Genomic DNA, 24,980 nt, shown 5'->3' with positions numbered 1-24,980 from the left:
GCACGGTAGCGGCCGTTGGGCGCGGGACGCGCCGGTCAGGTTCATGCGACTCGGACGGTACTGGCAGATTTGCAGGAGTCCCACCGCCCCCGAGGGATTGGATCCGATGACGTGACCGAGAACCCTGGTTCCTGGAGCATTTCGCGGCGGCGCGCGCTGCAGCTCGGCGGAGGTGCCGCCGCCGTCGGCGCCGTCCACCTACCCGCCCTGCCCACCGAGGCCGCCGAGGTCGCCGACGCATCGACCGGCCGGCAGGCTGTGCTGACCGAAGGCACGAACCTGATGGCGTCGGTGTCGCCGGACGGGAAGTGGCTGGCGTTCGACCTGGTCACGGCGATCTGGGTGACGCCGGCCACAGGCGGTACGTCGCGCCGGCTCACCGACGACCTGCAGGATGCGACCCGGCCGCGGTGGTCGCCGGACGGGCGGTCGATCGTGTTCCAGTCGTACCGCGACGGGAACTTCCACCTCTGGTCGATCCGACCCGACGGCAGCGGCCTGCGGCAATTGACCAGCGGCCGGTACGACCACCGCGAGCCGCACTTCACGCCCGACGGCCGATCGATCGTCTTCTCGTCCGACCGCGGCGGCTTCGGCGACGGGGGCAATACCGCGGGCAGCTACGGCATCCACCGGCTCGATATCGGGACCGGCGCGATCGTCGCGCTCACCGACGAGACCAGCGAGGAAGCCGAGCCGACCGTCTCCGCGGACGGCCGGAAGATCGCCTTCACCGTCGACACCAGTTCGATCGTCGAGCTCGACCTCGCCTCCGGTGTACGCACGACGATTGTCAACAATCAGACCGGGATCAGCCTGTTCGGCCCGTCGTACTCGCCCGCGGGCCAGCTCGCCTACGTTCGCCTGACCGGACCGTCCTGCGATTTGATTGTTGACAATCATCAAGTCAGCAATGGACAGGACGTCTTCGCGGTCCCGCCGTCCTGGGCGTCGACGAACCTCTTCTACACGGCCGACGGCACGGTCCACCGGTACGACGCCGACGCCGGCGGCGAGCACAGCGTCGTACCGTTCGCGGCAACCGTCCCCGTGACGTCGCGGCGGCCACGGCCGAAGGCTCCTGATCTCGAGTCGACAGGCAAGCGGGCGGTGTGTGGGATCGCGAGCCCGACGGCGTCGCCGGACGGGAAGTGGCTCGCGTTCCGGGCCTTGAACGCACTCTGGCTGGCGCCGACCGACGGCAGGACGCCACCTCGCAAGGTGGTTGCCGACGGCTACTTCAACTCGGACCCGGACTTCTCGCCGGACGGCAAGAAGTTGCTCTACGCAAGCGATCGCGACGGTACGGCGGACCTGTGGCTGCACGACCTGGCGACCGGCGCGGACACCAAACTGTCAGGCCTCCCCGGTGCCCAGACCGCGCCGCGTTTCGCACCCGACGGACAGCGCATCGCGTACCAGGACCAGGACGGCATCGCCTGGGTTCTCGACCTTGCCTCGGGCGAGGTCCGACAGGTCACGCCGACCCTGTTCCAGCCCGGCCGAGTCAGCTGGTCACGCGACGGCAAGACGCTGGTCCTCGCCGCGGTGAAGCCGTTCTCCAAGCGATTCCGCGAGGGCACCAGCCAACTGCTGTACGTCGACGTCGCATCGACTGCGCTCGAGTACGTCGCACCGATGCCGTTCCGCTCGCTCGCCACCCGCGGCGACGACGGCCCCGTGTTCTCACCCGACGGCAAGCATTTGGCCTTCGTGGTGGAGAGCCTGCTGTACGTCGTACCGGTCGATACCCGCGGTCGCTTCACGGGCGAGCCGCGCGCGGTCACCAACGAGGTAACGGACTCCCCCGTGTGGCTCGACAACGACACGTTGATCTACCTCAACAACGGACGGTTGCGCAGGACAACTGGTGGGACGATCAAGCTCGACCTGCAGTACCGGCGAGCGACCGTCAACCAGCACGTCACGATCCACGCCGGCGCGTTGTGGGACGGACGGGCGACCACGCTGCGCCGCGATGTCGACGTGGTGGTGGACGGTGCGCGCATTGCCGCCGTACGACCGCACAGCGGCCGCGCGGACATCGACGCGTCGGCGTTGACCGTGATGCCCGGGTTGATCGACGCGCACAATCACTGGCATCTGCGCGGACGGGCGTGGGGCGCGCGGCAGGGGAACCTGTGGCTCGCGTACGGGATCACGAGTACGCGCTCTCCGGGCGATCCGGCGTACCAGATGGAGGAGACCCGGGAGGCGCTCGTCAGCGGGTCCTTGCGCGGACCGCGGTACTTCGCGACCGGTGAGGCGATCGACGGGTCGCGGGTGTACTACAACTTCATGCGGCCGACGTTGTCGCTGCGGCAGCTCGGTCTGGAGCTGGATCGGGTCGAAGGGCTCGCGTACGACCTGGTGAAGACGTACGTGCGGTTGCCGATCGAGTACCAGCGACGGGCGATCGCCTACGTGCACCAGCTCGGGCTCCAGTTGTCGTCGCATTACCTCTATCCCGCGGAGCATCTCGGGATGGACGGGATGGAGCACACGGGCGCGACGAATCGGCTCGGGTACTCGCACACGGTCAGCCGGCTGGGACGCGCGTACGCCGACGTGGTGACACTGTTCACGCGGGCCGGCCTGTCCGTTACGCCGACGCTCTTCAACTCGACGATGGCGCACGTCGACGATCCGTCCCTGCTCACGGACCGCCGTACGACGACGCTGTACCCGTCCTGGGAGTACAACGCGTTGATCGCCGAGGTGAACACCGCGAAAGGCCCGGCGGGCGTCACCACGCGCGAACTGCTGCGCGGCAACGTCGACATGGTCCTCCGCATCCACCGCGGCGGCGGGTTGGTCATCTCCGGCACCGATACTCCCCTCGACAACATGGCCGTGTCGCTGCACGCCAACCTCCGGTCGATGGTCGCGGGTGGCTTCACGCCGTACGAGGCGCTCACGACGGCGACGCGCAACCCGGCGAAGTGGCTCAACCTGGAGGACAAACTCGGCGTCGTGAAGCCTGGAGCCCAGGCCGACCTGTCCTTCGTCAGCGGGGACCCGTTGGCCGACATCCGCGCGGCCGCCGCCGTACAACAGGTCATGATCGCCGGCAACCGGTACACCGTCGACGACCTGCTGACGCCGTACACCTCGACGAACAACCTGCAGCCGGCCGTCCACACCGCCGACGCCCCACAACCCCTGACCCGCTCCCAAGCCCATGCTCACGACACCGACTACTGGTGGCACGAACCCGAATGGCTCCACCGAGCCTGCTGCGAAAGCTAGAAGAAAATCGCTGCGTTTGGATGTCGAGAGAGTCGCGCCAGGTCCGTCCTAGGTGTGTAAAGCGGCCAGGACGGGCCGCGTGACTCAGAAGGAGCACCAGCGTGACGATTCAGCAGATGTCAAACGTCGGCATCGTGGTCGACGACCTGCCGGCCGCGATCGCGTTCTTCGCCGAACTCGGCATGGAGCTCGAGGGCGAAGCGGCGATCGAGGGTGCCTGGGCGGATCGCGCGGTCGGACTCGACGGCATCCGGTGCGACATCGCGATGATGGTGACCCCGGACGGCCACAGCCGGCTGGAGCTGTCGCAGTACAACAGCCCCGCACTACTCCCGAGCCCGACGAATCAGCCGCACAACGTCCTGGGGACGCACCGCGTCATGTACACCGTCGACGACATCGACGACACCATTGCCCGTCTGCGACGCCACGGCGGCGAACTCATCGGCGAGGTAGCGCAGTTCGGCGACAGCACCCGGCTCTGCTACTTCCGCGGCCCCGCGGGCATCATCATCGGTCTCGCCGAGTACAAGTAAGGCTCAGAACGTCGTGGTCAGGTCCTGGGTCTGACCGGTCGCCGACGCGCGGTACGCGGACTCGATGATGTCGATGACATGGCGCGCGTGTTCGGCGGTGACGATCGAGGGCTTGCCGTCGCGGACCCAGTCGACGAGCTGCATGACGTCCTCGTACACGTGCTGCTCCTCGATCTCCCGGTGTACGCCGGTCACGTGCGGAAGCAGCGCCTGGTTCCCCGGTCCGCGGGGCGACTGTTCGGACGGGTTGCGGTCGGGGAACTCGAAGGGCTCGCCGTTGAGCAGCAGCCCGTCGATCGTTCCCGCCGTACCGTAATAGGCGCCGCCGAATCCTCCCCGCATCCCGCCCGCCGCGGTCCCGGTCGCGACGCAGAACAGGTTGTCGCCGAAGTCGATCAGGATGACGGTGTTGTCGTCGGCGTCGGTCTGTACGTCGACCCCTCCGCTCGAGCGAACGGGCACCCGTACGCCGGACATCGCCGTGACCCGCCGCGCCGGCCCGAGGATCCCGGTCACGGAATGCAGCGCGTAGACCGTCATGTCGTACAGCGGTCCGCCGCCGGGCTTGCGGAAGTACCACGACGGATCGATGTTCGTGAGTACGTCGTTCCCGCCGCGCACGGACTCGTCCTCGTGGTAGGTGCCGAACGCCGCACCGCAGCTCACCCACGACAACGTCCCGATCGCGCCCTCGGCAATCAGCTCCCGCGTGCGCACATGATGGGGTCGCAGCATCTCGCCCGGCGACGCGACGATGCGCAGGTCGTTCTCCGCCGCGAGCTCGATCAACTCGGTCGCCTCGGCAACGGTCACCGTCATTGTCTTGTTGAAGTGCACGTGCTTCCCGGCCTGCAACGCAAGCTTGCCCTGCTCGTAGTGCAACCCGATCGGAGAGGCGATCGTCACCGCGTCGACGTCGCCGCGCGCCAGCAACTCCTCGTACTCGACGAACGCCCGCTCCACCCCGAACTTCTCCGCCGCCGCCTCCGCCCGACCGGGCACCGGGTCGCACACCGCGGCCAATGTCACCCGCCCGGCCAGATCCGGCTGGCCCAGATGCGGAAGGAGTCCGCGAACCGAAATGCTCCCCGCGCCGACAACACCGATCCGCACAGAATCCGCCATACCGGCAATGCTATTGGCGATGCCCGAACCCTGCGGCGATGCGCGTTTCGGTTTCAGATACCGAGCTGGTCGTTGAGGACCTTGATGATCGGCCAGGCGCCGTCGGACCAGTTCGAGATGACGGTGTAGGTGATCGATGCCGAGGGCTTGTGCAGGCTCGCGAACGACACGCCCGCGTCGTACCCCTCCAGCCAGACGCCATCGCCCGTGGCGCGGAGGTGGAACCCGAGGCCGTAGCGCCTGGTCTCCTCCGGCCAGTCGCTGCGCGGCCGCACCATCTCGGCGACGTGCTCCGGCGAGACGATCCGTCCGGCGAAGAGCGCGTCCCAGAACGCGCTGAGGTCGGCAGCGGTCGAATAGATGCCGCCGTCGCCGCTGCCAATGACGGGGAGATGGAAGACGTTCGTTCGCAGGCCGTCGACGGCGAGGTAGCCGAGGGCGGCGCGGCCCGGGAGTTCGTCGGAGCGCAGGAACGCGGTGTCGACCATGCCCGCCGGCTCGCAGACCAGCGTGCTCACCAGTTCGTGGAAGTTGATGCCGCTCGCGCGTTCGGCGAGCAGGGCGAGTACGACGTACCCGCCGTTGTTGTAGGCGAACCGCTCGCCGGCCGGGGAGAGGGTCTTGTGCCCGTCCAGCACCGGCAGGTACTGCTCAGTCGTCGCGAGCTTGTGCACCGACACCGGCATCACGTAGTCGGTGATGTCGCCAACCTCGTCCTCGTCGAGGTAGTCGCCGATCCCGGACCGATGTGCCAGCAGGTGCTCGATCGTCACGTCGTCGGCGATGCTCGGCAGATCCTTGCCGAGCAGCGAACGGGCAGTCGTGCCTAGCTCGAACGTCCCGCGCTCGATCAGGCTCATCACCGCCAGCGCGGTCAGGCTCTTGGTTCCACTCGCGCTCGCGAACTGCGTCTCGACCGTGTTGAGGATCCCGTGAGCTCTATCGGCGTACCCATAAGCCCTACATAACTCAGTCGCGCCGGCCCGATCGACACGAACCACACCGGAAAACCCAGTGCGCTCCGCGACCCCGTCCACCCCATCCCCCACGCCGCCGAAGCTACCACCCAGCCGTTGCCTCGCCCAGACGTTGCCCGCCGTTGCGGATCAACGGCGACCTCCCCCACTGATCACCCTCGCCGAGGACTGGGAACTAGCAATTGCCTATTCCCAGTCCCCGCCGCCTCTGCCGACAACGCCCGCCAAAGCCGCGCGCAGACGGTCCTCGCGCCTCCGGGCGTGTGAACCACCCGCTCCGGCCCGCCGCGATGTCCGTTCACCTAGGACGGATTGCGTTTCCGCCTAGGTGTTGCGGTGGGCGATGACTCGGGTGAGACCGAGGGTCCGGCCGGCGTCGGTGTGAAGCATCTGAGCTTCCTCGCGTCCCGGCGTACCGCTGTCGTGGTCGCAGGCCTCGTTCCACTGCAACCAGTCCCGCCACCCGTCGGGCAGTCGATCGGCGACCTCGACGGTGACCAAACCGGTCTTCTCCCAGTGCCGCTTCCACCAGGCCGGGCTATGCCAGGCGCAGAAGTCCCATTGCCAGTAGGGCTCCAGGTGAGGTGGTGGAAGCGTCGCGTACTCCTCGGCGAGACCTGGCAGGATGCTGCCGATCCGGCCGCCGGGCTTCACAAAACGTGAGTAGTAGCCGAGGTAGAGGTCGTCAGTGCCGAAGTAGTGATAGGCGCCGATGCTGACCAGCGCATCAAAGAACCCCTGGCTGAACGGCAACGCATGAGCCTCGGCATGCACCGGATGCACCCGCCCCTCCAGACCCGCCTCGCCCACCCGCCGCAGGTTCTCATCAGGCTGCACCCACAGATCGGCAGCCCAAATCTCAACCCCAAACTCCTTGGCCAAGAAGATCGAACTGAGCGCGGTCCCACACCCCATGTCCAGCACCCTCATACCCGGCTCGAGCGGCATGAGTGCGGTAAGCGCCTCCGCCTGCCACACCGGGTTCGGCCCCATAGCCCCGTCGACCATCCACCTGGCCGAGTACGCCGCAGACCGCGGATACCGATCATTCCTCAGCAGAACCTCAAGCTCAGCATCATCCACGCGACCGGAGTCTGCGGGAGCGCCTGGGACAAGGCAACCGCTTATTCGGCTCCTCTGCGCGATGTGTGGGTGATGATCAGCCCGATCCGGGGCCGTGCGACACCTAATTGTGGGTCGGCACCTGCTATTGCCTGTCCCCAGTCACCGGCACCTGTCCCCACTCCCGCCCGTCGCCCCGCCCGGTCGCCCCGCCCCGCGGCGAGCAGACGACGGGTTATCCCTTCGCGTGCAGGGTTCTCTACTGATACACGAGCAGAGAACCCTGCATGCGAAGGGATAACCCCGGCTCTTCTCACGCGCTCCTCGACCCGCAGCTGTGCAGGACGCCTACGAAGCGAAGGGCCGGCACACATGCGTCACAAGAACTGGCTACTCGCTGACCGTGACGTCCAGGGGCGCCAACAGCATGCTGCCGGCCTCAGTGTGTAGTTCGACGACCAGCGTCCACTGGCCCGGCGGTACGGCGTACCCCAGCTCAGGAACCACCGAGGCCGTCCCGATCAGGACAGGTACCGGACGGGTCTGGTGAGGCGCGATCTCGAATCCCACTCGGCGCGCGTACTGCGGCCCGACGAATCGACCCACCACGGAGCCGGAGCCGTCGGTCACCACGGACGACAACGCGCCATTGGAAAACAACACCTCCGTGCGCCCGGTCCGATTCGTGATCAGCACTTCCAACCGCGCATGACGCCCGGTCCGAACCGTCAACGGAGCCAGAGGTTCCACGTCGATCCCGGCGTCCTCAGCGAGTTCACCCCGCAACTCGGGACCATGCGGATTCACCGACAACTCCCTGGCCGGAAACCTCATCGCTCCAACCTCCAACTCCACGAGGCCGCCGTACGTCGCGTGGAGCCCAGCCGCAATGTCCGTCGCCCAAGCAGCCAGGACAATACGAAACCGCGTCTCGGACCGACGCGCGGTCCCGGGGTTCGGCAGTACGACGAGCGCGCCCGGTGACTCCGCACTCAACCGCTGCAGATCCACCCTCAGGCTCTCCCAACCACCCACAACCCGACGATAACTCCCTCACTCACACCCGAAAGAGCCCGCAGCAGCCGCCATGCACAATGTCAGCCATGCTCTCGCTCACCCGTCGACGCCGCCGCGAACGCCAAGCCACCGAAGCGGTGACCGTCCTGTGCTACGAGGCCTTCGTCTCGATCCGAGGCAGCGCCTACACCGGCCAAGTCCAGTCAATGACCGACGCCGGCCCCACAGATGTCGCCGTCATCGAATGGATTCGATCCCTGGCCGACGCGTGCCACAATCTGCCACCCGCCCTACGCCCATCAGTCGCAAACGGGCGCAAACACCGAGCAACCGCGGCCATGCAGTATCTACTGGCCACAGCAAGCCCCCTCCAACGCCAGTGGATCACGGCCACCCTCACCACCAACGGCATCGCCCCCGAGAACCTGATCCGCTAGCCACCGCCCGCGTCCGCTCGGCGGCGATCCGTTCCAGGTAGCGTTCGCCTGATGCCCGCGCCACGGACTTACCAGATCGAGGTCTCCTACCATCAGTTCCTTCTGACCCCGTTCGGTGGCAACAACCCCGTCGTCGACTCCAGCGGTCCGGTAGGCCCACTGCTGGCGCTCGATCCCCGGGTACAAGGCGCGCTCATCATCCTCACCGGCGGCACCGATGCCCCGGTCAATGTCACCGTCCACATCGAGCGCGAGCCGCTCCCCGACCTTGCCGCCGCCGCGGAAGGATGGGACGTCGGGGAACAGGCCACGATTCCGATCGAAGGCAACATGTATCTCGTGCCTTTGATGGGCGGCGGATCGACACCGTTGATCTACACACCCAGCACGCCGGGCCTGCACCTGATCCGCGTCCTCGCCCGAGGCCGCCGCACGCACTACGACGGCATCACCGACGGCCCGAACGAGGACTACGACCTCACGATCACCCCCATCACCACCGACCCCGGCAGACAATCCACAGCCGGTGACGGCCTCTATATCAACTGACACGACCCAACAACGGGAGGCGTCCTGCTGCTTGCGCGACGCTCGATGATGACGAGTACGCTGACGCGGTCATCGCTCATACCGATGAGTTGACGTCTTGATGGCTAGCCACAACTGAATGACTGGACCTCGGGGACCGGGGTGGTCTGAGGTTCTCTGGAGGGGACTACTCGATGAAGCTGCGGCGTTTTGCACTCGTTCTGACTGGCTTCGGCTTGCTGGCCGCCAGTACCACCACTGCTGCTACCGCCACCGCCGCGTCCGGCTCAGCCACCGCTGCAGCCGCGACCTGCTGGAACTCGGTCGTCTGGCCGACCAAGGCGAACGTCGTGGACACCGTCGACATCACCGCGCAGAAGCCGCCGGCTCCGGTGTCACCGCCGTACGTGTACTCGAAGTTCTTCGCCAGCCGCTTCATGGACAGGTGGTACCTGGCGTGGAACGCCGCGGGCACCCAGTACTACGCCTTCGGCCTGTTCCTGCTGGGCTCGAACCTGTACCGGCAGACGACCGTCCTCTCGGGGGCGAGCCCGGCGCAGTCCAAGGCGGTCAGGGTCGGCACCGGCTGGGCGAGCTTCAAGTCCATCGCCACCTCGAACTATCCCCTCAAGGGATCCCGGCCCGCGTACCTGTACGGCTTGAACAGCAACGGCAACCTGTACCGCTACGCCCCGAACGGCACTGGGTACCGGTCGGCCGGCTCGTTCGCCGGCTTCCGGGGTTTCAAGACGATGACCATGATCAGCGAGGAGAGGACGTACGACACCCTCCTGATGACCACGACAGCCGGTGCGCTCTACACCATCCACATCCCCACCACGGCCGGCGCGAAGCCGGTGGTGAAGCTGATCCGGAAGTCTGGCTGGGCGGCGTACGAGTCGCTGGTCGTCAACAAGTGCGGCGTCGACGGGGCCACGATCATCACCGCCGTCGACCATGACACTCAAGCCGGCTACCAGTACGGCTTCAGCAGGTTCAACGGCACAGCCACCGCGACGATGTCGTACGGCAAGGTCCCGGTTGTCTTCAACGGCCTCAACCACACGTCCCAAGTCGGATTCCAAGCCATCCTGCTGGGCGAGTAGCAATTCCCCTTCGCGGCCTCTGACCTGTCCACACAGGCCAGACGCCGATTTTCTCCGGTAGGCCCTACCGTGCCAATCCGGCGCTTCCGTAGACCGCTGGCCGCCCGCCAGAGGCGGGAGCGCGTACGCAGCTCGCCCGAGATACCAAGGACGATGAGCTACAGCATCGAGGCCTACCCCTGGCTGAGGGCGCCGGCTGGAGGGTCCTGTCGGCGGGCGTGTGCACTCTGCCCCAGCAACAGCAGGTCTCATGGGCCCCGAAGCCATGACTCGCGGAGTTGGTGTCGGCGCGCTTGTAGTGCATTTCCAGGTGCAGTGCTGGATGCGTCAAGGCGGGGACGTAACAGTCGCAGCGGGGCGCGTCCGGTAGGTCGCGGGCGTTGGGTTGGTGGTCGCTTGCGAGCGGTAGCGAGCAGAAGGCGGGCGGCAGCCCGCAGCTCGCCGGCGGCAGCCGGCCGCTGGAAGAACGGCGCTTAGCCGGGGGTGGGAGCTCGCGGGGTCAGATCACATTCCTACTCGTCACAGCCGTCCGTCTCACCACATTCCCACCAGCACAACCCACATCCCCGTCACAACCGCCCACGACGTACTAGAAGGGGAGTTTGGGTTGGGGTGGGGCGTGGGTGGGGTCTACGCCGTCGAAGAGGCTGCTGACTGATTCGCCGTCGTGGATTCGTTTGATGGCTTCGGCGAAGAGGCCCGCGACCGAGGTGACCTGGAGGTCGGGGAAGCCGGTGGGGCGGGGGACGGTGTCGGTGCTGATGACTTCGGTGATGGAGGGGTGGGAGCGGAGGCGCTCGACCGCGGGGCCGGCGAACAGGCCGTGGGTGCAGGCGACGGCGGCGGACGTGCAGCCGCGGTCCTTGAGGCGGTCGAGGAGTTCGATGATGGAGCCGCCGGTGGCGATCTCGTCGTCGAGGACGATCGCGCGTTTGCCGGCGACGTCGCCGACGATCGTGTCGATGACCACCCGGTCGTCGGAGAGCCGCTGCTTGCTGCCGGCTGCGACCGGGAGGCCGAGGAGCCGGGCGAACTGCGTCGCGGTCTTCGCGTTGCCGAGGTCGGGGCTGACCACGACGGTGTCGGACAGGTCGCGTCCGCGGAAGTGGTCCGCGAGGATGCCGATCGCGGTCAGGTGGTCGACCGGGACCGAGAAGAAGCCGTGCACCTGGGGTGCGTGCAGCGACATGGTCAGCACCCGGTTGGCCCCGGCCGTGGTCAGCATGTCGGCGACGAGCCGGCCGCCGATCGAGATCCGGGACGCGTCCTTCTTGTCCGAACGCGCGTACGCGTAGTGCGGGATGACCGCGGTGATCTGCTGAGCCGATGCGCCGCGGGCGGCGTCGATCATCAGCAGCAGCTCCATCAGATGATCCTGCGTCGGCGGGACGAGAGGTTGCACGATGTACACGTCTCGTTGCCGGCAGTTCGCCTGCAGTTGGACCTGCAGGCAGTCGTTGCTGAAACGATGGATTTCGACCGGAGAAAGCGGTACGCCGAGATCCTTACAGATCTGCTCCGCCAACTCGATGTGGGCACTTCCGCTGAACACGACGATCTCTCGCACGGCTCTCCCCGAACGCTGCGACCCCGACAGCTGAACCCTAGCTGATCAGTCGCGCCAGACTTTCCGCGGCCTGACGGCAGTCGGCTGCCGAGGCGTCGAGGTGCGTGACGATCCGCAGCTGGGTCGCCCCGACACCACCGACCAGTACGCCGGCCTCGCGAGCGCCGGCCACCACGTCGGCGACCGTGCGGCCGGTGGCGGCCAGGTCGGCGACGACGATGTTGGTCTCGACCTGATCAGGCTTCACCGAGCCGGGCGCCGCGTCGGCGAGTACCTCGGCGATCGCGCGGGCGTTCGCGTGGTCCTCGGCGAGTCGCTCGACGTTGTGCTCGACGGCGTACAGCCCGGCCGCGGCCAGTACGCCGGCCTGCCGCCAGCCGGCGCCGAGACGCTTCCGCCAGACCCGGGCCTCGCGGATCAGCTCCACAGAACCCACGAGGACGGAGCCGACCGGCGCGCCCAGGCCCTTGGACAGGCACACACTCGCAGCCGCAGCCCGCGAAGCAAACGACGACACCGTGCGCCCGGTCGCGACGGCCGCGTTCCACAGCCGCGCGCCATCCAAATGCAGAGGCAGACCACGCAAGGAGAGCTCGTCGGCGAGTACGTCGTACCCGTGCTGGATCGACCCGCCGCCGAAGTTGTGCGTGTTCTCGACCGAGACGGCCGACGTGACGACGAAGTACGGGCCGAGGTCGGGCGCGATCAGCGCGCGGATCTGCTCGAGGTCGATCTGCCCGGACGGCGCGCTCCACGTCCGCGTCGTGACGCCGCTCGCGGCCGCGTGCGAGCCGAGCTCGGCGCGGACGATGTGGGCACTCGCCTCGCACAGCACCTCGCCGCCGCGCGGCACCAGCGCCCGTACGCCGAGGACGTTCGCGAGCGAGCCCGTGACGGTGAAGAGGCCGGCCTCGTGCCCGAGCAGCTCCGCGACCCGCTCCTCGAGGGCGTTGACGGTCGGGTCCTCGCCGTACACGTCGTCGCCGACCGGGGCCGACGTCATTGCGGCCAGCATGTCCGCGGACGGGCGGGTGACGGTGTCCGAGCGGAGATCGATCATGCTTTGGCGCCGCGCAGGCGTTCCGCGACCAGGAAGGCCAGCTCGAGGGACTGGTGCCGGTTGAGCCGCGGGTCGCAAGCGGTCTCGTACCGGTTCACGAGGTCCTCCGCGACCAGTTCCTCACCGCCGCCGAGGCACTCGGTGACGTCGTCGCCGGTCAGCTCCATGTGGACGCCGCCCGGCCAGGTCCCGACCTGCTCGTGGGCGTCGAAGAAGCCCTGCACCTCGTCCATCACGTCGTCGAAGTTGCGGGTCTTGTACCCGTTCGGCGTCTCGAACGTGTTCCCGTGCATCGGGTCGCTCACCCACGCGATCGGCGAGCCGTGGTCCCGGACCGCCTCCAGCAGCGGCGGCAGCGCCTCGCGGATCTTGCCCGCGCCCATCCGGGTGATGAACGTGAGCCGGCCTTCGATGCCCTTCGGGTTCAGCTTGTCGATCAGGGCCCGGATGTACTCCGGGGTGGTGGTCGGACCGATCTTCACGCCGAGCGGGTTCGACAGCGAGGCGAGGAACTCGACGTGCGCGCCGTCCAGCTGCCGGGTCCGCTCCCCCACCCAGAGCAGGTGGCCGGACACGTCGTACGGCAGCTCGGTCCGCGAGTCGATCCGGGTCAGGGCGTGCTCGTACTCGAGGATGAGCGCCTCGTGCGACGCGTAGAAGTCGACGGTCCGGAATTCGTCCGAGGTCGCGCCGCAGGCCCGCATGAACGCGAGCGCGCGCTCGATCTCCGACGCCAGCTGCTCGTAACGGCGGCCGACCGGGGACGACTTCACGAAGTCCGTGTTCCAGGCGTGCACCTGGTGCAGGTCGGCGTACCCGCCGGTGGTGAACGCGCGGGTCAGGTTCAGCGTCGCAGCGGCCGCGTTGTAGACGCCGCGCAGGCGCTGCGGGTCCGGGATCCGCGACTCGGGGGTGAAGTCGAAGCCGTTCACGGCGTCACCGCGGTACGACGGGAGCGTCACGCCCTCCCGGGTCTCCTCGCCGGACGAGCGCGGCTTGGCGTACTGCCCCGCGATCCGGCCGATCTTCACGACCGGCACGCTGGCGGCGTACTGCAGTACGACGGACATCTGCAGGAGCACCCGCAGCTTGGCCCGGATGTTCTCCGCGGTCACGCCCGCGAACGTCTCCGCGCAGTCACCGCCCTGGAGGATGAACGCCTCACCGCGGGCGACCGCACCGATCTTCGTGGTCAGGTCGTCGCACTCGCCGGCGAACACCAGCGGCGGCAGCGTCCGGAGCTCCCCGATCACCTGCTCCAGCACACCCTGATCCGGCCACTCCGGCTGCTGCAGCGGCTTCAGCCCCCGCAACTCTTCCAGCGTAGGAACCCCCGGGACCTGACCCGCCGTCAACGTCGCAAATTGCATGCCCTCAGCCTAGTTGACCCCTCTCAGACGCCGTGTGCGCGTCTCAGGTGAGGGAGCTGGGGTCCTGGGGGACGTCTACTGCGTGGGTGCGGAGGGCGGTCAGGGGGATGGTGTCGAGGGCGCGGGCGTGGGTTGAGGCGAGTACGACGGGGGCTGGGGCGCCGGCGTGGTACGACTGGAGCCAGCGGGCTGCTACGACGCACCAGCGGTCGCCCGGGTTCAGGCCGGGGAACTGCCACTCGGGGCGCGGGGTGATGAGGTCGTTCCCGATCGAGGCCTGGTGGGCGAGGAACTCCGCCGTCATCACCGCGCAGACGGTGTGGTTGCCGAGGTCCTCGGGCCCGTTCGTGCAGCAGCCGTCCCGGTAGAACCCGGTCACCGGATCCGTGCCGCACTCCTCGAGCGGCTCTCCGAGCACGTTCAGGTCGTTGTCCATGACCGTCATCTTCGCCGTACGACGGCTGGAAAGCGGTCAGCTGGCCTTGGTGTCGCCGAGTCGGACGTGCTCGTCGATCGACTCGCCGGCCTTGATCAGCTCCTTGGCCTTGTCGGCGTACATGTCGACGTACTCCTGGCCGGACAGGTCCATCAGGGCGTACATGATCTCGTCGGTGACCGAGCGCAGGACGAAGCGGTCGCGCTCCATGCCCTCGTAGCGGGAGAAGTCCAGCGGCTTGCCGAACGCCACGCCCGGGCGCACCAGCCGCGGCAGCAGCCGGCCCTTCTCGCGGTAGAACCACACCGGCCAGATCCGGCCCGGCGGCTGCAGCTTCTCGGTGTCGATCATCGCGACCGGGATCACCGGGACGCCGGCCACGATCGCCATCCGGGCGACGCCGGTCTTGCCCTTGTACAGCCGGCCGTCGGGCGAGCGGGTGCCCTCGGGGTAGATCCCGAACAGGCCGCCCTTCTCGAGGATCCCCAGGCCGGTGTTCAGCGCGGCCAGCGAGGCGCGGCCGCCGGAGCGGTCGATCGGGATCTGGCCCACGGACCGGAAGAACGTGGCGACCAGCTTCCCCTTGAGGCCGGGACCGGTGAAGTACTCCGATTTGGCCGGGAAGACGATCTGCCGCGGAATCGAGACCGGCAGGAAGATCGAGTCACAGAACGCGAGGTGGTTGCTGACCAGCAGCGCCGGACCGTCGGTGGGCACGTGCTCCGCCCCGGTCACCTTGGGCCGGAAGAACAGCCTGACCAGTGGTGCGACCAAGAATCGTCTGAGGAACAGGTACAGCATCCGCCTCGACCTCCGTCACTCGCCCGACAGCACTCACCACCAGGGCCTACCTACCATGGTCTGCCCGTACCCACGTCCGGCACCAGTGCACGCCGGTGGCGGTCACGCGACAACTCCGGCGCGCCACCTTCCGCTGCGGACACTACGTTCCAGCTTCCCCCTCAGGCAATGTCACCGCCAGGAATGTGCAGGTTGCTCACCGTGTTGTCACCTGGATGCAGACTGGATGCAGACTGGTTGCAGCCCAGATGCGACGATTGTCACGCGTCTCCGGGGCCAGTTTCGGGGCGCAGTTGTGAGGACCGTGAACGGCGAGGAGTCGAGCGTGCCAGTGCAAGCCCACGCGGAGGAGTTTCGCAGTCCCGGAACCGGGGAGAACGCCGCCGTCGGCGTACTGCTGAGCCACGGATTCACCGGCTCGCCGCGCTCGATGCGGCCGTTCGGTGAGCACCTGGCTGCCGAGGGGTACGGCGTCGCCGTGCCGCGGCTGCCCGGTCACGGGACCAGCTGGCAGGAGATGAACAAGACCGCGTGGCCGGAGTGGTACGCCGTACTCGACAACGAGCTCGAGCGGCTTCGCAAGGAGCACGACAGGGTCTTCCTGGTGGGGCTGTCGATGGGCGGCTGCCTCGTGCTGCGGCTCGCCGAGCAGCACGGAGCGGACGTATCCGGTCTGGTCCTGATCAACCCGTCGGTGCGCACCGACGACAAGCGGCTGGCGGTGCTGCCGGTGCTGTCGAAGCTGGTGCCGTCGTTCCCGGGCATCTCGAACGACATCAAGAAGCCCGGCGTCGAGGAGGGCGCGTACGACCGGATGCCGCTGCGGGCGCTGCACTCGCTGTCGCAGCTGTGGAAGATCACCCGGGACGATCTGGCGAAGATCACGCAGCCGGTGCTGTTGTTCCGCAGTACTGTCGATCATGTGGTGGAGCCGAGCTCGGGGCGGACGGTGCTGTCCTCGATCTCGTCCCGCGATGTGACCGAGACCCTGCTCGAGGACAGCTATCACGTGGCAACCCTGGACAACGACGCCCCGCGGATCTTCGCGGACTCGACAGCCTTCATCAGCCGGCTGAGCGAGCCCAAGAGTGAGCACACTGATGCGTGACAACGGACTGACCGCGACGTCGTACACGTCGCTCGGGGGCATCGATCCGCTCGTCGCCGAGCCGGTGCTCGACGCACTCAAGGCGGCCGGCATCGCGGCGTACTGCGAGAACCAGAGCGAGGCCCGGACGCCGGAGGAGGCCGAGGAACCGGTCCGGATCCCGGTCGGGTACGACGAGATCTTCGTCGACGCCGAGGCGGTGGAGCGGGCCCGCCCGGTGATCGACCGCAGTACCGAGGACGCCGAGTGGCAGTCGCTGGTGGAACAGTTCAACAAACCGTCCGCACCGGGGCACGACAGCGGCGAGGAACCGGTCGCCCGCTGGCCGGCGAGCGAGGACGTGGACGACAAGTACGAGCCGCTGATCGACGTACCGGCCGGGCTCACGGTCGAGGAGAAGAAGACCGAGGAGCCTGAACCGCCCGCCAAGAAGAAGGCCGACGACCCGCACGACCACTACGTCCCGCCGGAGCCGCCGCGCGGACCGCGGCTGGACTGGATCAGCCGGCTCGCCTGGCTCGGGCTGCTCGGCGGCCCGCTGCTGCTGATCCTGGCCGCCCTGCTCGACTTCGGCACCGGTCGGATCACCACGATCGCCGTCACCGGATTCATCGGCGGCTTCCTCACGCTGGTCTTCCGGATGAAGGACCGGCTCCCGCCGGGCGACGGCGGTGACGACGGGGCCGTCGTCTGAGTTCCGTCGTCTGAGTTAGAGTGCGGATCGTCGGACAATCTGACGACATCACTCGTTTGGGGAGGGCACCCGTGCAGGTCACCGAGACCGTCGAGATCACCGGCCACCTGATGGACTCCGGGCTGCTGTCCCGGGTCCTCGACGACATCCGCGGGTACGGCGGCGAGTACACGCTGGACAAGTTCGACCTCGGCTATGACAAGGACGACCCGTCCACGGTCCGGATGACGGTCGGCGCGGAGGGCGAGGAGTCGCTGCAGCGGCTGCTGATGCGGATCCAGACCAAGGGCGCGAACCTGGTCAACCCCGGTACGCCGGAGATCACCGAGGTCAGCCAGGACGGGGTGTTCCCGGACGGGTTCTACTCGACCACGAACCTGCCGACCAGCGTCCGGCTCGGCGGCCACTGGGTCCTGGTGCAGAACCCGGAGATGGACTGCGGTCTACTCGTCGAGGGTGACGCCGTGCGGACCATCCCGATGTCCGAAGTACGCGCCGGGATGAAGATCATCACGAGCGCGCAGGGCGTGCGGGTCACGCCTCCGATCGTGACGAGCACCGAGGACGGGTTCGGCTTCATGGAGTCGGACGTGTCGTCGGAGAAGCCGCAGCGGGTGCTGGTCAAGCAGGTCGCGGACGGGATGCGCGACGCGAAGGCGAACGGGCAGAAGGTGCTCTGGGTCGGCGGACCCGGCATCGTGCACACCGGCGCCGCGCCCGCGATGGTCGCGATCGTCGAGGCCGGGTACGTCGACGTACTGTTCGCCGGCAATGCGCTCGCGACGCACGACATCGAGTCGTCGCTGTACGGGACGTCGCTCGGCGTGGATCTCGCCCGCGGGCGAGGCGTCGAGCACGGGCACGAGCACCACATCCGGGCGATCAACACGATCCGCAAGGCCGGGTCGATCGCGGCGGCGGTGGAGGAGGGCGTGCTGACCTCCGGGGTGATGCATGCGCTGGTCAAGCACGGGAAGCAGTTCGTGCTGGTCGGTTCGGTACGCGACGACGGGCCGCTGCCGGACGTCTACACCGACGTACTCGAGGGCCAGCGGGCGATGCGGGCCGAACTGGACGGCGTCGGGTACTGCCTGATGGCCGCGACCATGCTGCACTCGGTTGCTACTGGCAACATTCTGCCGGCGTCGATCCCGTTGACCTGCGTGGACATCAACCCGGCGACGGTGACCAAGCTCGCAGACCGCGGTTCGTCCCAGGCCCGCGGGATCGTCACGGACGTCGGCCTGTTCGTCGAGCACCTGGCCCGCGAACTCTCCCCGTCGTACGCCGACATCAAGTGACCCTTCCGGCGTACAGGCTGGACTCATGAACCAGGACTTCGAATCGTTTCTGCGACGCTTCGAGGAGGCCAACACCGCGTTCGTCAACGGCGATCCGTCGTTGTGGTTGCCGTTGGTGTCGCGCAGCGAACAGACCTCGATCTTCGGCGGGTTCGGCGGCCAGGAGGTCGGCTGGTCCGAGATCGGGCCGCGGTACGACTGGGCGTCCTCGCAGTTCCGCGCCAGCGGCGCGAAGATCGAGTTCGAGTACCTCGTGAAGCACGTCGGCGCGGACACGGCGTACACGGTCGCGATCGAGCGCGGCACCGTCCAGCACGTCACCCGGCCGGATCCGGTGCCGCACCTGCTGCGGACGACGATGGTGTTCCGGGCCGAGGACGGCGCGTGGAGGATCACGCACCGCCACGCCGACCCACTCAACCCGACGTCGTCCCCGTCCGGACCGTGACGTAACCCGGCCCACAGCGGACGGGACGGCATTGGGTGTTTGATGACCCCATGACCGAACTCGTGCACCTGGATGTGGCCGACGGCGTCGCAACGATCACGCTCGACTCGCCGCACAACAAGAACGCGTTGTCGCAGCAGCTGACCAGTGAGTTGCTGGAGCGGCTCGAGGCGGCGGGTGCGGACGACGCGGTGCGGGCGATCGTGATTCGGTCGGCGCTGGACGTGTTCTGCTCGGGGGCCGACCTGTCCGAGGCCACGACCGTCGGGATGGGCGTCGGCGCGCAGCGGATGGTCGACGTACAGCGGGCGATCGTGGCGAACCCGAAGCCGGTCGTCGCGCGCGTGGCCGGCCCGGCGCGGGCCGGCGGTATCGGGATCGTGGCGGCGGCCGACATCAGCGTCGCCGGGGAGAGCGCGACGTTCGCGTTGACCGAGGTCCGGCTCGGTCTCGCCGCGGCGACGATCTCGCTCACGGTCCTCCCCCGGCTCACGGACCGCGCGGCGGCGTACACCTTCCTGACCGGCAACGCCTTCGACGCCCTCGAGGCCGCGCGCCTCGGGCTCCTCACGCTGACGGTCCCGGACGCCGATCTGGACGCCGCCGTCGACACGGTGCTCACGTCACTCCTCAAAGGCGCACCACAGGGCCTCCGCGAAACCAAGAAGCTCCTCAACCGCGAACTCCTCGCCGACATAGATGCCCGCGGCAAAGACCTGGCCGAACTCTCGGCCAGCCTCTTCGGCTCCCCCGCCGCCCAGGAAGCCATGCTCATCTTCCTCAACCGCAAGAAGAGCTAATTCGTTTGCCGCCCACCGATCCCGCTGATGGACTGGCGGCATGCGGCAGATCACCGACACGCAACTGACGCAGTTCCGGACCCAGGGGTACGTCGTCATACCCGGCGTACTGACCGACGAGCAGACCGCGGCGGGGCGGGAGTTGTTCGCGGCGGCGCTGGAGAAGGAACCGCCCGAGGACGCGCACGTGGGACACCACTTCGCCTGGCCCAGGTTCGAGGACGAGCCGCATCCGCTGCTCGACTTCTACCGGGACACCGTCGCCGAACTGGCGGCGGAGCTGATCCGGCCGGAGCTCGGCGTCGACGCGCCCGACTTCGCGCAGATCGCCGCGACGATTCCACCGTGGTCGCACCGGCCGGGTGCACCGCATGTCGACGGTGTGAGCCCGCTCGGGCCGGACGGCACGCCGTTCACGTTCTCGATGCTCGCCGGGGTGTGGCTGACTGACCAGGAAGAGCTCTACCACGGCAACCTGCATGTCTGGCCGGGGACGCATCTGCGGTTCGGGGCGTACCTGGCCGAGCGTGGCGCCGACGCCCTTGCCGAGCTGGCGGAGGACACGAGCGGAGCGCCGTACCCGAAGATCGAGCTCGGTGAGCAGGTCCAGGCCACCGGGCCGGCCGGCAGTGTGCTGTTCGCGCATTATCTGCTGGGACACAACATCGGCGGCAACACCGGCCCGGAGCGCCGGGAGACGATCTACTACCGGCTGAACGCCCACGGGCACCGCGATCGCTGGCGCGATGTCGTCACTGATCCGCTGGTCGAGTTCCGCGCCTGAGTTCGATCAGTTGCGGGAGGTGGTCGGAGGCGGCGGCGAGATCCTCCGAGGAAGCGGGGGTCGGGAGGATGCGTCCCTGGAGCGTCGGTGAGAGGTGTGCGCCGTCGATGCGTTTGTGGGGATTCGTGGAGCTGAAGGTCGGACCCGCGTCGGCTCCGAGGTCGGTCAGGCCCTCCTCGGCGAGTCGTTTCCACACCGGGCCGTCGGGTTCCTCGTTCAGGTCGCCGGCCAGCAGGTACGGCGTGCCGAAGGCGCGACATCCCTTCAGGACCTGCTCGAGCTCGTGCTGACGGCCGAGGATGTGCAGGCCGAGATGACAGCCGACAACAGCGACCCGCATGGTGCCGATGAGTACCTGACCGCCGACGGCACCGCCGGGGAGCTGGGTGGCGACGAAGTTCAGGCGCCGACGGACGAACGGCCGCCAGATCCGCCAGTGCAGCGGCTCGTCGAGTTCGATGCCGTCGGCAACCAGGATCGCGTTCCGGGCGGAGGCCGCGACGTACCGCATGCCGAAGCTCGCCGCCATCGCCCGCCGCTTGGTCCGGGTCCCGAACCAGGTCGGCGCCTCCTGCACGAGCATCACGTCCGGCGCGCACGCCCGCACCACGCGAGCGAGCGCCGTACGGTCGTCTCCCCACCGGTGCACGTTGTACGACAGCACCCGCAGGGCGCCATCACTCATGCGTCAGGGTCGCCGTTCAGGTCCGCCGGGTGCAGGTCGGTCTCCTGCGCCGCGGCACGCATTCCGGTACGTCGTCCCGCGGTCTTCCGGGCCGCCCGCTCGAGGCGGGTCGACCGTCCACGCGCCGCAGCCGTCTTCGCGGTCACAGCAGTGGTCTTCACCCGGACCCGGCGCAGCCACGTCGCCTCTTCACGCGCCAGGTCGGCCGCACCGACCATGCCCGCCTCCGGCCCGAGCACCGCGCGGACGATCCGCGCCTCCGGGCGGAACCCGCGACCGGTCAGCGTCCGCTTGAACGCCTCCCGCGCCGGCGCCAGCAGCAACTCGCCCGCGTCGGACACACCGCCGCCGATGACGAACGTGCCCGGGTCGAGCGCGGCGGCCAGATTCGCGAGGCCGATGCCGAGCCAGCGGCCGACGTCCTCGAGCAGCTCGACCGCGACCGGGTCGCCGTCCTTGGCCAGCTCGGTCACCATCGGGCCGTTGATCTTCCGCGGATCGCCCTCGGCTGCCCGCAGCAGGTTGTGTGCGACCGGCGAACCGGACAGCGCCAGCTCACGGGCCTCCCGGGTGAGCGCGTTGCCGGAGGCGTACTGCTCCCAGCAGCCACGGTTCCCGCACTCGCAGCGGTGCCCGCCCGGCACGACCTGCATGTGCCCGAACTCGCCCGCGATCCCGAACTTCCCGCGCTGCAACGCGCCGTCGTTCAGGATCGCGCCGCCGATGCCGGTGCCGAGGGTGACGCACACCAGGTGGCTCTCGCCCTGGCCGCCACCGAAACGCCACTCGGACCAGGCGGCCGCGTTCGCGTCGTTCTCGACGACGACCGGCAGGCCGAGCCGGCGCTCGACCGCGTCCCGCAGCGGCTCGTGCCGCCAGGCGAGGTGCGGCGCGAACAGCACCGACGACCGGGTGCCGTCGACGAACCCGGCGGCGCCGATGCCGACCGCGATCACGTCGTGCCGGGACTCCAGGTCGCGGACGATCTCCGCGATCGCGTCCTCGGTCTCCTTGGGGTCCGTCGTCGGCGTGTCCCGCCGTACCCGGTCCAGGATATTGGCCTCCGGGTCGACCACTCCGGCGGCGACCTTGGTCCCGCCGATGTCGATCCCGATCGTCAAAGCCTGCGTCAAAGCCAAGGTTCGACCTTCCTCGAGACCCCCGCCGGAATGCCTCCAGTATCCCAGGTCAGGACAATCATCAGGACTTTACCGGCGCCGGGGCTGGTCTGCGGGCCAGGTCCGCGGCCCCGATCAGGCCCGCGTCGTTGCCCAGCTCGGCCAGGCTGAAGGCGGCGTGTGGCCGGTTCGACTTGGCGGGGAGGTTCTTCTCGAAGGCCTGCAGCGCCGACTTCATCAGCAGGTCCTTGGCCGCGCTGACGCCACCGCCGATCACGATCAGCGTGGGGTCGAACATGGTCGCGAGACTCGCCAGCCCCTCGCCGAGCCAGCGCCCGAGGTCCTCGAGCAGCTCGACGGCGCACGGGTCGCCCTTCATCGCCGCCTCGGTGATCATCGGCCCGGTCAGCTCGTCGGGGTTCGTGATCCCGCACACGCTCAGCATCTGCGCGGCCGCGAGCGACCCCGACTCGGCCTGCGCCTTGCCCTCGCGCACCAGCGCCCGTCCGGACGCGTACTGCTCCAGGCAGCCGCGCGCACCGCACCCGCACCGGTGGCCACCGGGTACGACGCGCATGTGGCCGAGCTCGGCCGCAACACCATGGGCACCGCGCAGCAGCTCGCCGTCGATCACCACGCCGCCGCCGATCCCGGTGCCGACCGTGATGCAGACCATGTGCTCGACGTCCTTGGCCGCGCCGAACGCGAACTCGCCCCAGGCCGCCGCGTTCGCGTCGTTCTCGACCACGACCGGGACCTTCAGCTGCTCCGCGACGCGCGCACCGAGCGGCTCGTCCCGCCAGGCCAGGTTCGGCGCGAACAGCACGGTCGAGCGGTCCGAGGAGACGAACCCGGCCGCACCGATCCCGACCGCTTCCACGGCGTGGTTCGCGATCAGCTCGGCGGCCGCGTCGCAGATCGCCGCCGCGGTGGCGTCGACCGAGTCGGCCGGGGTGTCGCGATGGGTGCGCGCGATGATCTCGCCGTGCTCGTCGACCACGCCGGCCGCGATCTTCGTACCGCCGACGTCGATGCCGATCGTCAGTCCCATGGTTCGGGGTCCTCACTCACGTCGATCCGGTCCACCCGGGACCGGGTCGATTCTTGGGCCGGTTCCTCGTCCGATGGCGAGGACCGCGACGCTGCGTCCTCCCGCGTCTGCCGGGCCGCGTCCGCGGCGGCCTCCAGCAGAGATCTCACTGAGCCGAGCACGTGCGCGGCCGCCGTCGACAGCTGCTCGATCGTCTCCGGGCTGGTGTTCCGCACCCGGTGGATCAGCTGACAGACCGGGCACCAGACACAGTCCGGACCCAACTTGTGTTCATGCTCCCCAGACTCATGAGCGGCCTCGTCCGCCGCCGGCGGCGCGTCATGGGCAGCGTTCTGCAGTACGGCGAACAGCTTCGCGGCCTCCTCAGCGACCGACCCGACCGAGTCTTTCGTCACCGCGCCGCCTCGCGACGTGTCAGCGCCTCGTGGTACTCGGCCGTCAAGCCCTGCGCCAGCTCCTGCGCCGACTCCAGCGGACCGGACCCGCTCGGCACATCAGAGGGTGCCACCGGTCGCGCGGTCTCCCGCGGCGAGAACCGCACCTGCAACCGGCCCTCGTCCAGCCGCGCGCCCGCGACCACGCCACGTGCGAGGGCGGCCGGCAGCGGCAGCACCCGGCGGTACGACCCGACGGTGATGATCAGCTCGTCCCCGTGCCGCGCGAGCTCCAGCTCGTCGGCTGATGCCAACGGCAACGGCATCGTCAGCGTGTACGTCCGGCCGTCGGTGTCGATGTGCCGATCCACCCACAGGGACGTGTCGTCGGTGGCGCGTGCGAACGGGTCGTCCCCGCCGTACATCTCCACCGCGAACGCGGCCAGTTCCTCGACGCCGACCGGCTCACACACGCGGTACGGCGACTCCCAGATCGGCAACGGCCGGAACGAGTCCGCGACCTCCTCGAGAATCCCCCGCTGCGCCGCGACCCATTGCCGGCGCCACGTGTCGGCCCCGGCCGCCGGGAACACCCGGTTCGCCACGACGCCGTCCACGCGGTACCCGTACAGCGAGAGCCGGGTCAGCGACCGCCGCGCCTCGGCGACCACGACCGCTTCCGGCGTCAGCACCAGCCGCACCGAGGCGTCAGGGCCGGCCAACAGCGTGCGAATGTCGGACAGGTCGGCCTGCAGTCGCCGCAGCGCGTCGAAGACGGTGTCGTCCGGCATCGGGATGCTCGACCCGCGGTTCAGACTGACCCCTCGGTTGATGAAGGGCCGGAACGTCCGCATCATCTTGCGCTCGGCGTTGAAGATGCGTTCGAGGTACCAGTTCAGGGCCTCGGGCAGTGCCAGCAGCCGCAGTGTCTCCGCGGTCGGGGCGCAGTCGACGACGATCACGTCCCAGCGGCCGGACCGGACGTGGTCGCGCACCTCGAGCAGCGCGAGCACCTCCTCGGCGCCGGGCAGCACGGTCAGCTCCTCGGCCTCGACCGGGTCGACGCCGACCATGTGCAGCACCGACCGCAGATACGCCTGGATGTCGCCCCAGGACCGCTCGAACTTGCGCTGTGCGTTGATCTGCTGGACGAACAGCAGGTCGTCGATCTCGGTCGGCTCCGGTCCGACCTCGGAGTCGAACGCGTCCGACAGCGAGTGCGCGGCGTCCGTCGACAGCACCAGCGTCCGCAGCCCGCGCAGTGCCGCGAGCGTGGCCGTCCCCGCGGCGGAGGTCGTCTTGCCGACGCCGCCCTTACCTGTGTACAGCAGTACCCGAGTCACTGG

At 68.6% G+C, this 24,980-nt stretch carries 25 protein-coding genes; 11 read left to right on the top strand and 14 right to left on the bottom strand.

Annotated elements, in window-relative coordinates; genetic code table 11:
- Positions 1-111: 111 nt before the first annotated feature.
- The gene (locus tag OHB24_RS28295) at positions 112-3,249 is read left to right on the top strand and encodes an amidohydrolase family protein (RefSeq protein WP_327633889.1); all 3,138 of its coding nucleotides are present in this window, start codon (positions 112-114) and stop codon (positions 3,247-3,249) included.
- A 101-nt stretch (positions 3,250-3,350) separates the two neighbouring features.
- Positions 3,351-3,785: a VOC family protein gene (locus OHB24_RS28290; RefSeq protein ID WP_327633888.1), complete on the top strand. Its 435-nt coding sequence runs from the start codon at positions 3,351-3,353 to the stop codon at positions 3,783-3,785.
- Between the two features lie 3 nt (positions 3,786-3,788).
- On the opposite strand, the gene OHB24_RS28285 is transcribed toward OHB24_RS28290, so the two are convergent.
- From OHB24_RS28285 to OHB24_RS28270, 4 genes are all read right to left on the bottom strand, one after another.
- Positions 3,789-4,910, bottom strand: coding sequence for a Gfo/Idh/MocA family protein (locus OHB24_RS28285; RefSeq protein ID WP_327633887.1), 1,122 nt, complete (start codon positions 4,908-4,910; stop codon positions 3,789-3,791).
- A gap of 53 nt (positions 4,911-4,963) precedes the next feature.
- Positions 4,964-5,959, bottom strand: a complete 996-nt coding sequence (locus OHB24_RS28280; protein WP_327633886.1) for a serine hydrolase domain-containing protein — start codon at positions 5,957-5,959, stop codon at positions 4,964-4,966.
- Positions 5,960-6,211: 252 nt separating this feature from the next.
- On the bottom strand, positions 6,212-6,880 hold the full coding sequence (locus OHB24_RS28275) for an SAM-dependent methyltransferase (protein ID WP_327633885.1): 669 nt from the start codon (positions 6,878-6,880) through the stop codon (positions 6,212-6,214).
- 459 nt (positions 6,881-7,339) lie between these two features.
- Complete coding sequence (locus OHB24_RS28270) at positions 7,340-7,984, bottom strand: hypothetical protein (RefSeq protein WP_327633884.1); 645 nt, start codon at positions 7,982-7,984, stop codon at positions 7,340-7,342.
- Positions 7,985-8,052: 68 nt separating this feature from the next.
- Between OHB24_RS28270 and OHB24_RS28265 the strand changes: the two genes are divergently transcribed.
- The 3 genes from OHB24_RS28265 (at position 8,053) to OHB24_RS28255 (ending at position 10,037) form a co-directional block, all read left to right on the top strand.
- The gene (locus OHB24_RS28265) at positions 8,053-8,403 is read left to right on the top strand and encodes a hypothetical protein (protein WP_327633883.1); all 351 of its coding nucleotides are present in this window, start codon (positions 8,053-8,055) and stop codon (positions 8,401-8,403) included.
- 51 nt (positions 8,404-8,454) lie between these two features.
- Positions 8,455-8,952 carry a hypothetical protein gene (locus OHB24_RS28260; RefSeq protein ID WP_327633882.1) on the top strand — a complete coding sequence of 166 codons (498 nt, stop codon included), beginning with the start codon at positions 8,455-8,457 and terminating at the stop codon, positions 8,950-8,952.
- Positions 8,953-9,125: 173 nt separating this feature from the next.
- Positions 9,126-10,037, top strand: a complete 912-nt coding sequence (locus tag OHB24_RS28255) for a hypothetical protein (protein ID WP_327633881.1) — start codon at positions 9,126-9,128, stop codon at positions 10,035-10,037.
- Between the two features lie 589 nt (positions 10,038-10,626).
- Here OHB24_RS28255 and OHB24_RS28250 read toward each other — a convergent pair.
- From OHB24_RS28250 to OHB24_RS28230, 5 genes are read right to left on the bottom strand one after another with little or no spacing between them, the layout of a single operon-like run.
- Positions 10,627-11,604 (bottom strand): ribose-phosphate diphosphokinase, encoded by a 978-nt coding sequence (locus OHB24_RS28250; protein WP_327633880.1) that lies wholly within the window; start codon positions 11,602-11,604, stop codon positions 10,627-10,629.
- Between the two features lie 37 nt (positions 11,605-11,641).
- A complete protein-coding gene (locus OHB24_RS28245; protein ID WP_327633879.1) occupies positions 11,642-12,664 on the bottom strand; it encodes a threonine aldolase family protein in 1,023 nt (340 codons plus the stop codon).
- Complete coding sequence (locus OHB24_RS28240) at positions 12,661-14,034, bottom strand: class II 3-deoxy-7-phosphoheptulonate synthase (protein ID WP_327633878.1); 1,374 nt, start codon at positions 14,032-14,034, stop codon at positions 12,661-12,663. Before OHB24_RS28240 ends, OHB24_RS28245 begins: the two co-directional genes overlap by 4 nt.
- Positions 14,035-14,077: 43 nt before the next feature.
- On the bottom strand, positions 14,078-14,470 hold the full coding sequence (locus OHB24_RS28235; RefSeq protein WP_327633877.1) for a DUF2237 family protein: 393 nt from the start codon (positions 14,468-14,470) through the stop codon (positions 14,078-14,080).
- A 36-nt stretch (positions 14,471-14,506) separates the two neighbouring features.
- Positions 14,507-15,271, bottom strand: coding sequence for a lysophospholipid acyltransferase family protein (locus OHB24_RS28230; RefSeq protein ID WP_327633876.1), 765 nt, complete (start codon positions 15,269-15,271; stop codon positions 14,507-14,509).
- Positions 15,272-15,596: 325 nt separating this feature from the next.
- On the opposite strand from OHB24_RS28230, the gene OHB24_RS28225 reads away from it, so the two are divergent.
- From OHB24_RS28225 to OHB24_RS28200, 6 genes are all read left to right on the top strand, one after another.
- Complete coding sequence (locus OHB24_RS28225; RefSeq protein ID WP_327633875.1) at positions 15,597-16,379, top strand: alpha/beta hydrolase; 783 nt, start codon at positions 15,597-15,599, stop codon at positions 16,377-16,379.
- A complete protein-coding gene (locus OHB24_RS28220) occupies positions 16,372-17,073 on the top strand; it encodes a hypothetical protein (RefSeq protein ID WP_327633874.1) in 702 nt (233 codons plus the stop codon). The genes OHB24_RS28225 and OHB24_RS28220 overlap by 8 nt, the downstream gene beginning before the upstream one ends.
- 71 nt (positions 17,074-17,144) lie before the next feature.
- On the top strand, positions 17,145-18,374 hold the full coding sequence (locus OHB24_RS28215) for an ornithine cyclodeaminase (protein WP_327633873.1): 1,230 nt from the start codon (positions 17,145-17,147) through the stop codon (positions 18,372-18,374).
- A 25-nt stretch (positions 18,375-18,399) separates the two neighbouring features.
- Positions 18,400-18,822: a YybH family protein gene (locus tag OHB24_RS28210; protein ID WP_327633872.1), complete on the top strand. Its 423-nt coding sequence runs from the start codon at positions 18,400-18,402 to the stop codon at positions 18,820-18,822.
- 50 nt (positions 18,823-18,872) lie between these two features.
- Positions 18,873-19,622, top strand: a complete 750-nt coding sequence (locus OHB24_RS28205; RefSeq protein WP_327633871.1) for an enoyl-CoA hydratase-related protein — start codon at positions 18,873-18,875, stop codon at positions 19,620-19,622.
- A 40-nt stretch (positions 19,623-19,662) separates the two neighbouring features.
- Entirely contained in the window at positions 19,663-20,406 is a 744-nt protein-coding gene (locus OHB24_RS28200) for a phytanoyl-CoA dioxygenase family protein (RefSeq protein ID WP_327633870.1), read from the top strand.
- On the opposite strand, the gene OHB24_RS28195 is transcribed toward OHB24_RS28200, so the two are convergent.
- From OHB24_RS28195 to OHB24_RS28175, 5 genes are all read right to left on the bottom strand, one after another.
- Positions 20,375-21,091 carry an endonuclease/exonuclease/phosphatase family protein gene (locus tag OHB24_RS28195; protein ID WP_327633869.1) on the bottom strand — a complete coding sequence of 239 codons (717 nt, stop codon included), beginning with the start codon at positions 21,089-21,091 and terminating at the stop codon, positions 20,375-20,377. The genes OHB24_RS28200 and OHB24_RS28195 overlap by 32 nt on opposite strands.
- Positions 21,088-22,230 (bottom strand): ROK family glucokinase, encoded by a 1,143-nt coding sequence (locus OHB24_RS28190; protein ID WP_327633868.1) that lies wholly within the window; start codon positions 22,228-22,230, stop codon positions 21,088-21,090. Before OHB24_RS28190 ends, OHB24_RS28195 begins: the two co-directional genes overlap by 4 nt.
- A 61-nt stretch (positions 22,231-22,291) precedes the next feature.
- Positions 22,292-23,260 carry an ROK family glucokinase gene (locus OHB24_RS28185; protein ID WP_327633867.1) on the bottom strand — a complete coding sequence of 323 codons (969 nt, stop codon included), beginning with the start codon at positions 23,258-23,260 and terminating at the stop codon, positions 22,292-22,294.
- The gene (locus tag OHB24_RS28180) at positions 23,251-23,655 is read right to left on the bottom strand and encodes a hypothetical protein (RefSeq protein ID WP_327633866.1); all 405 of its coding nucleotides are present in this window, start codon (positions 23,653-23,655) and stop codon (positions 23,251-23,253) included. The genes OHB24_RS28185 and OHB24_RS28180 overlap by 10 nt, the downstream gene beginning before the upstream one ends.
- Entirely contained in the window at positions 23,652-24,977 is a 1,326-nt protein-coding gene (locus OHB24_RS28175) for an ArsA family ATPase (protein WP_327633865.1), read from the bottom strand. The genes OHB24_RS28180 and OHB24_RS28175 overlap by 4 nt, the downstream gene beginning before the upstream one ends.
- Between the last annotated feature and the right edge of the window lie 3 nt (positions 24,978-24,980).

The organism is Kribbella sp. NBC_00482 (assembly GCF_036013725.1).
Classification (GTDB): Bacteria; Actinomycetota; Actinomycetes; order Propionibacteriales; family Kribbellaceae; genus Kribbella.
Note: the sequence above shows the minus strand (reverse complement) of the source record. Positions and strands in the feature narration are given on the sequence as shown.

Bases quoted from the DNA above. Each gene is read 5' to 3' on its own strand.
- OHB24_RS28285 (WP_327633887.1), bottom strand. From the start codon at position 4,910: ATGGCGGATTCTGTGCGGATCGGTGTTGTCGGCGCGGGGAGCATTTCG.
- OHB24_RS28275 (WP_327633885.1), bottom strand. From the start codon at position 6,880: ATGGGGCCGAACCCGGTGTGGCAGGCGGAGGCGCTTACCGCACTCATG.
- OHB24_RS28265 (WP_327633883.1), top strand. From the start codon at position 8,053: ATGCTCTCGCTCACCCGTCGACGCCGCCGCGAACGCCAAGCCACCGAA.
- OHB24_RS28260 (WP_327633882.1), top strand. From the start codon at position 8,455: ATGCCCGCGCCACGGACTTACCAGATCGAGGTCTCCTACCATCAGTTC.
- OHB24_RS28255 (WP_327633881.1), top strand. From the start codon at position 9,126: ATGAAGCTGCGGCGTTTTGCACTCGTTCTGACTGGCTTCGGCTTGCTG.
- OHB24_RS28245 (WP_327633879.1), bottom strand. From the start codon at position 12,664: ATGATCGATCTCCGCTCGGACACCGTCACCCGCCCGTCCGCGGACATG.
- OHB24_RS28240 (WP_327633878.1), bottom strand. From the start codon at position 14,034: ATGCAATTTGCGACGTTGACGGCGGGTCAGGTCCCGGGGGTTCCTACG.
- OHB24_RS28235 (WP_327633877.1), bottom strand. From the start codon at position 14,470: ATGGACAACGACCTGAACGTGCTCGGAGAGCCGCTCGAGGAGTGCGGC.
- OHB24_RS28230 (WP_327633876.1), bottom strand. From the start codon at position 15,271: ATGCTGTACCTGTTCCTCAGACGATTCTTGGTCGCACCACTGGTCAGG.
- OHB24_RS28220 (WP_327633874.1), top strand. From the start codon at position 16,372: ATGCGTGACAACGGACTGACCGCGACGTCGTACACGTCGCTCGGGGGC.
- OHB24_RS28210 (WP_327633872.1), top strand. From the start codon at position 18,400: ATGAACCAGGACTTCGAATCGTTTCTGCGACGCTTCGAGGAGGCCAAC.
- OHB24_RS28205 (WP_327633871.1), top strand. From the start codon at position 18,873: ATGACCGAACTCGTGCACCTGGATGTGGCCGACGGCGTCGCAACGATC.
- OHB24_RS28200 (WP_327633870.1), top strand. From the start codon at position 19,663: ATGCGGCAGATCACCGACACGCAACTGACGCAGTTCCGGACCCAGGGG.
- OHB24_RS28195 (WP_327633869.1), bottom strand. From the start codon at position 21,091: ATGAGTGATGGCGCCCTGCGGGTGCTGTCGTACAACGTGCACCGGTGG.
- OHB24_RS28185 (WP_327633867.1), bottom strand. From the start codon at position 23,260: ATGGGACTGACGATCGGCATCGACGTCGGCGGTACGAAGATCGCGGCC.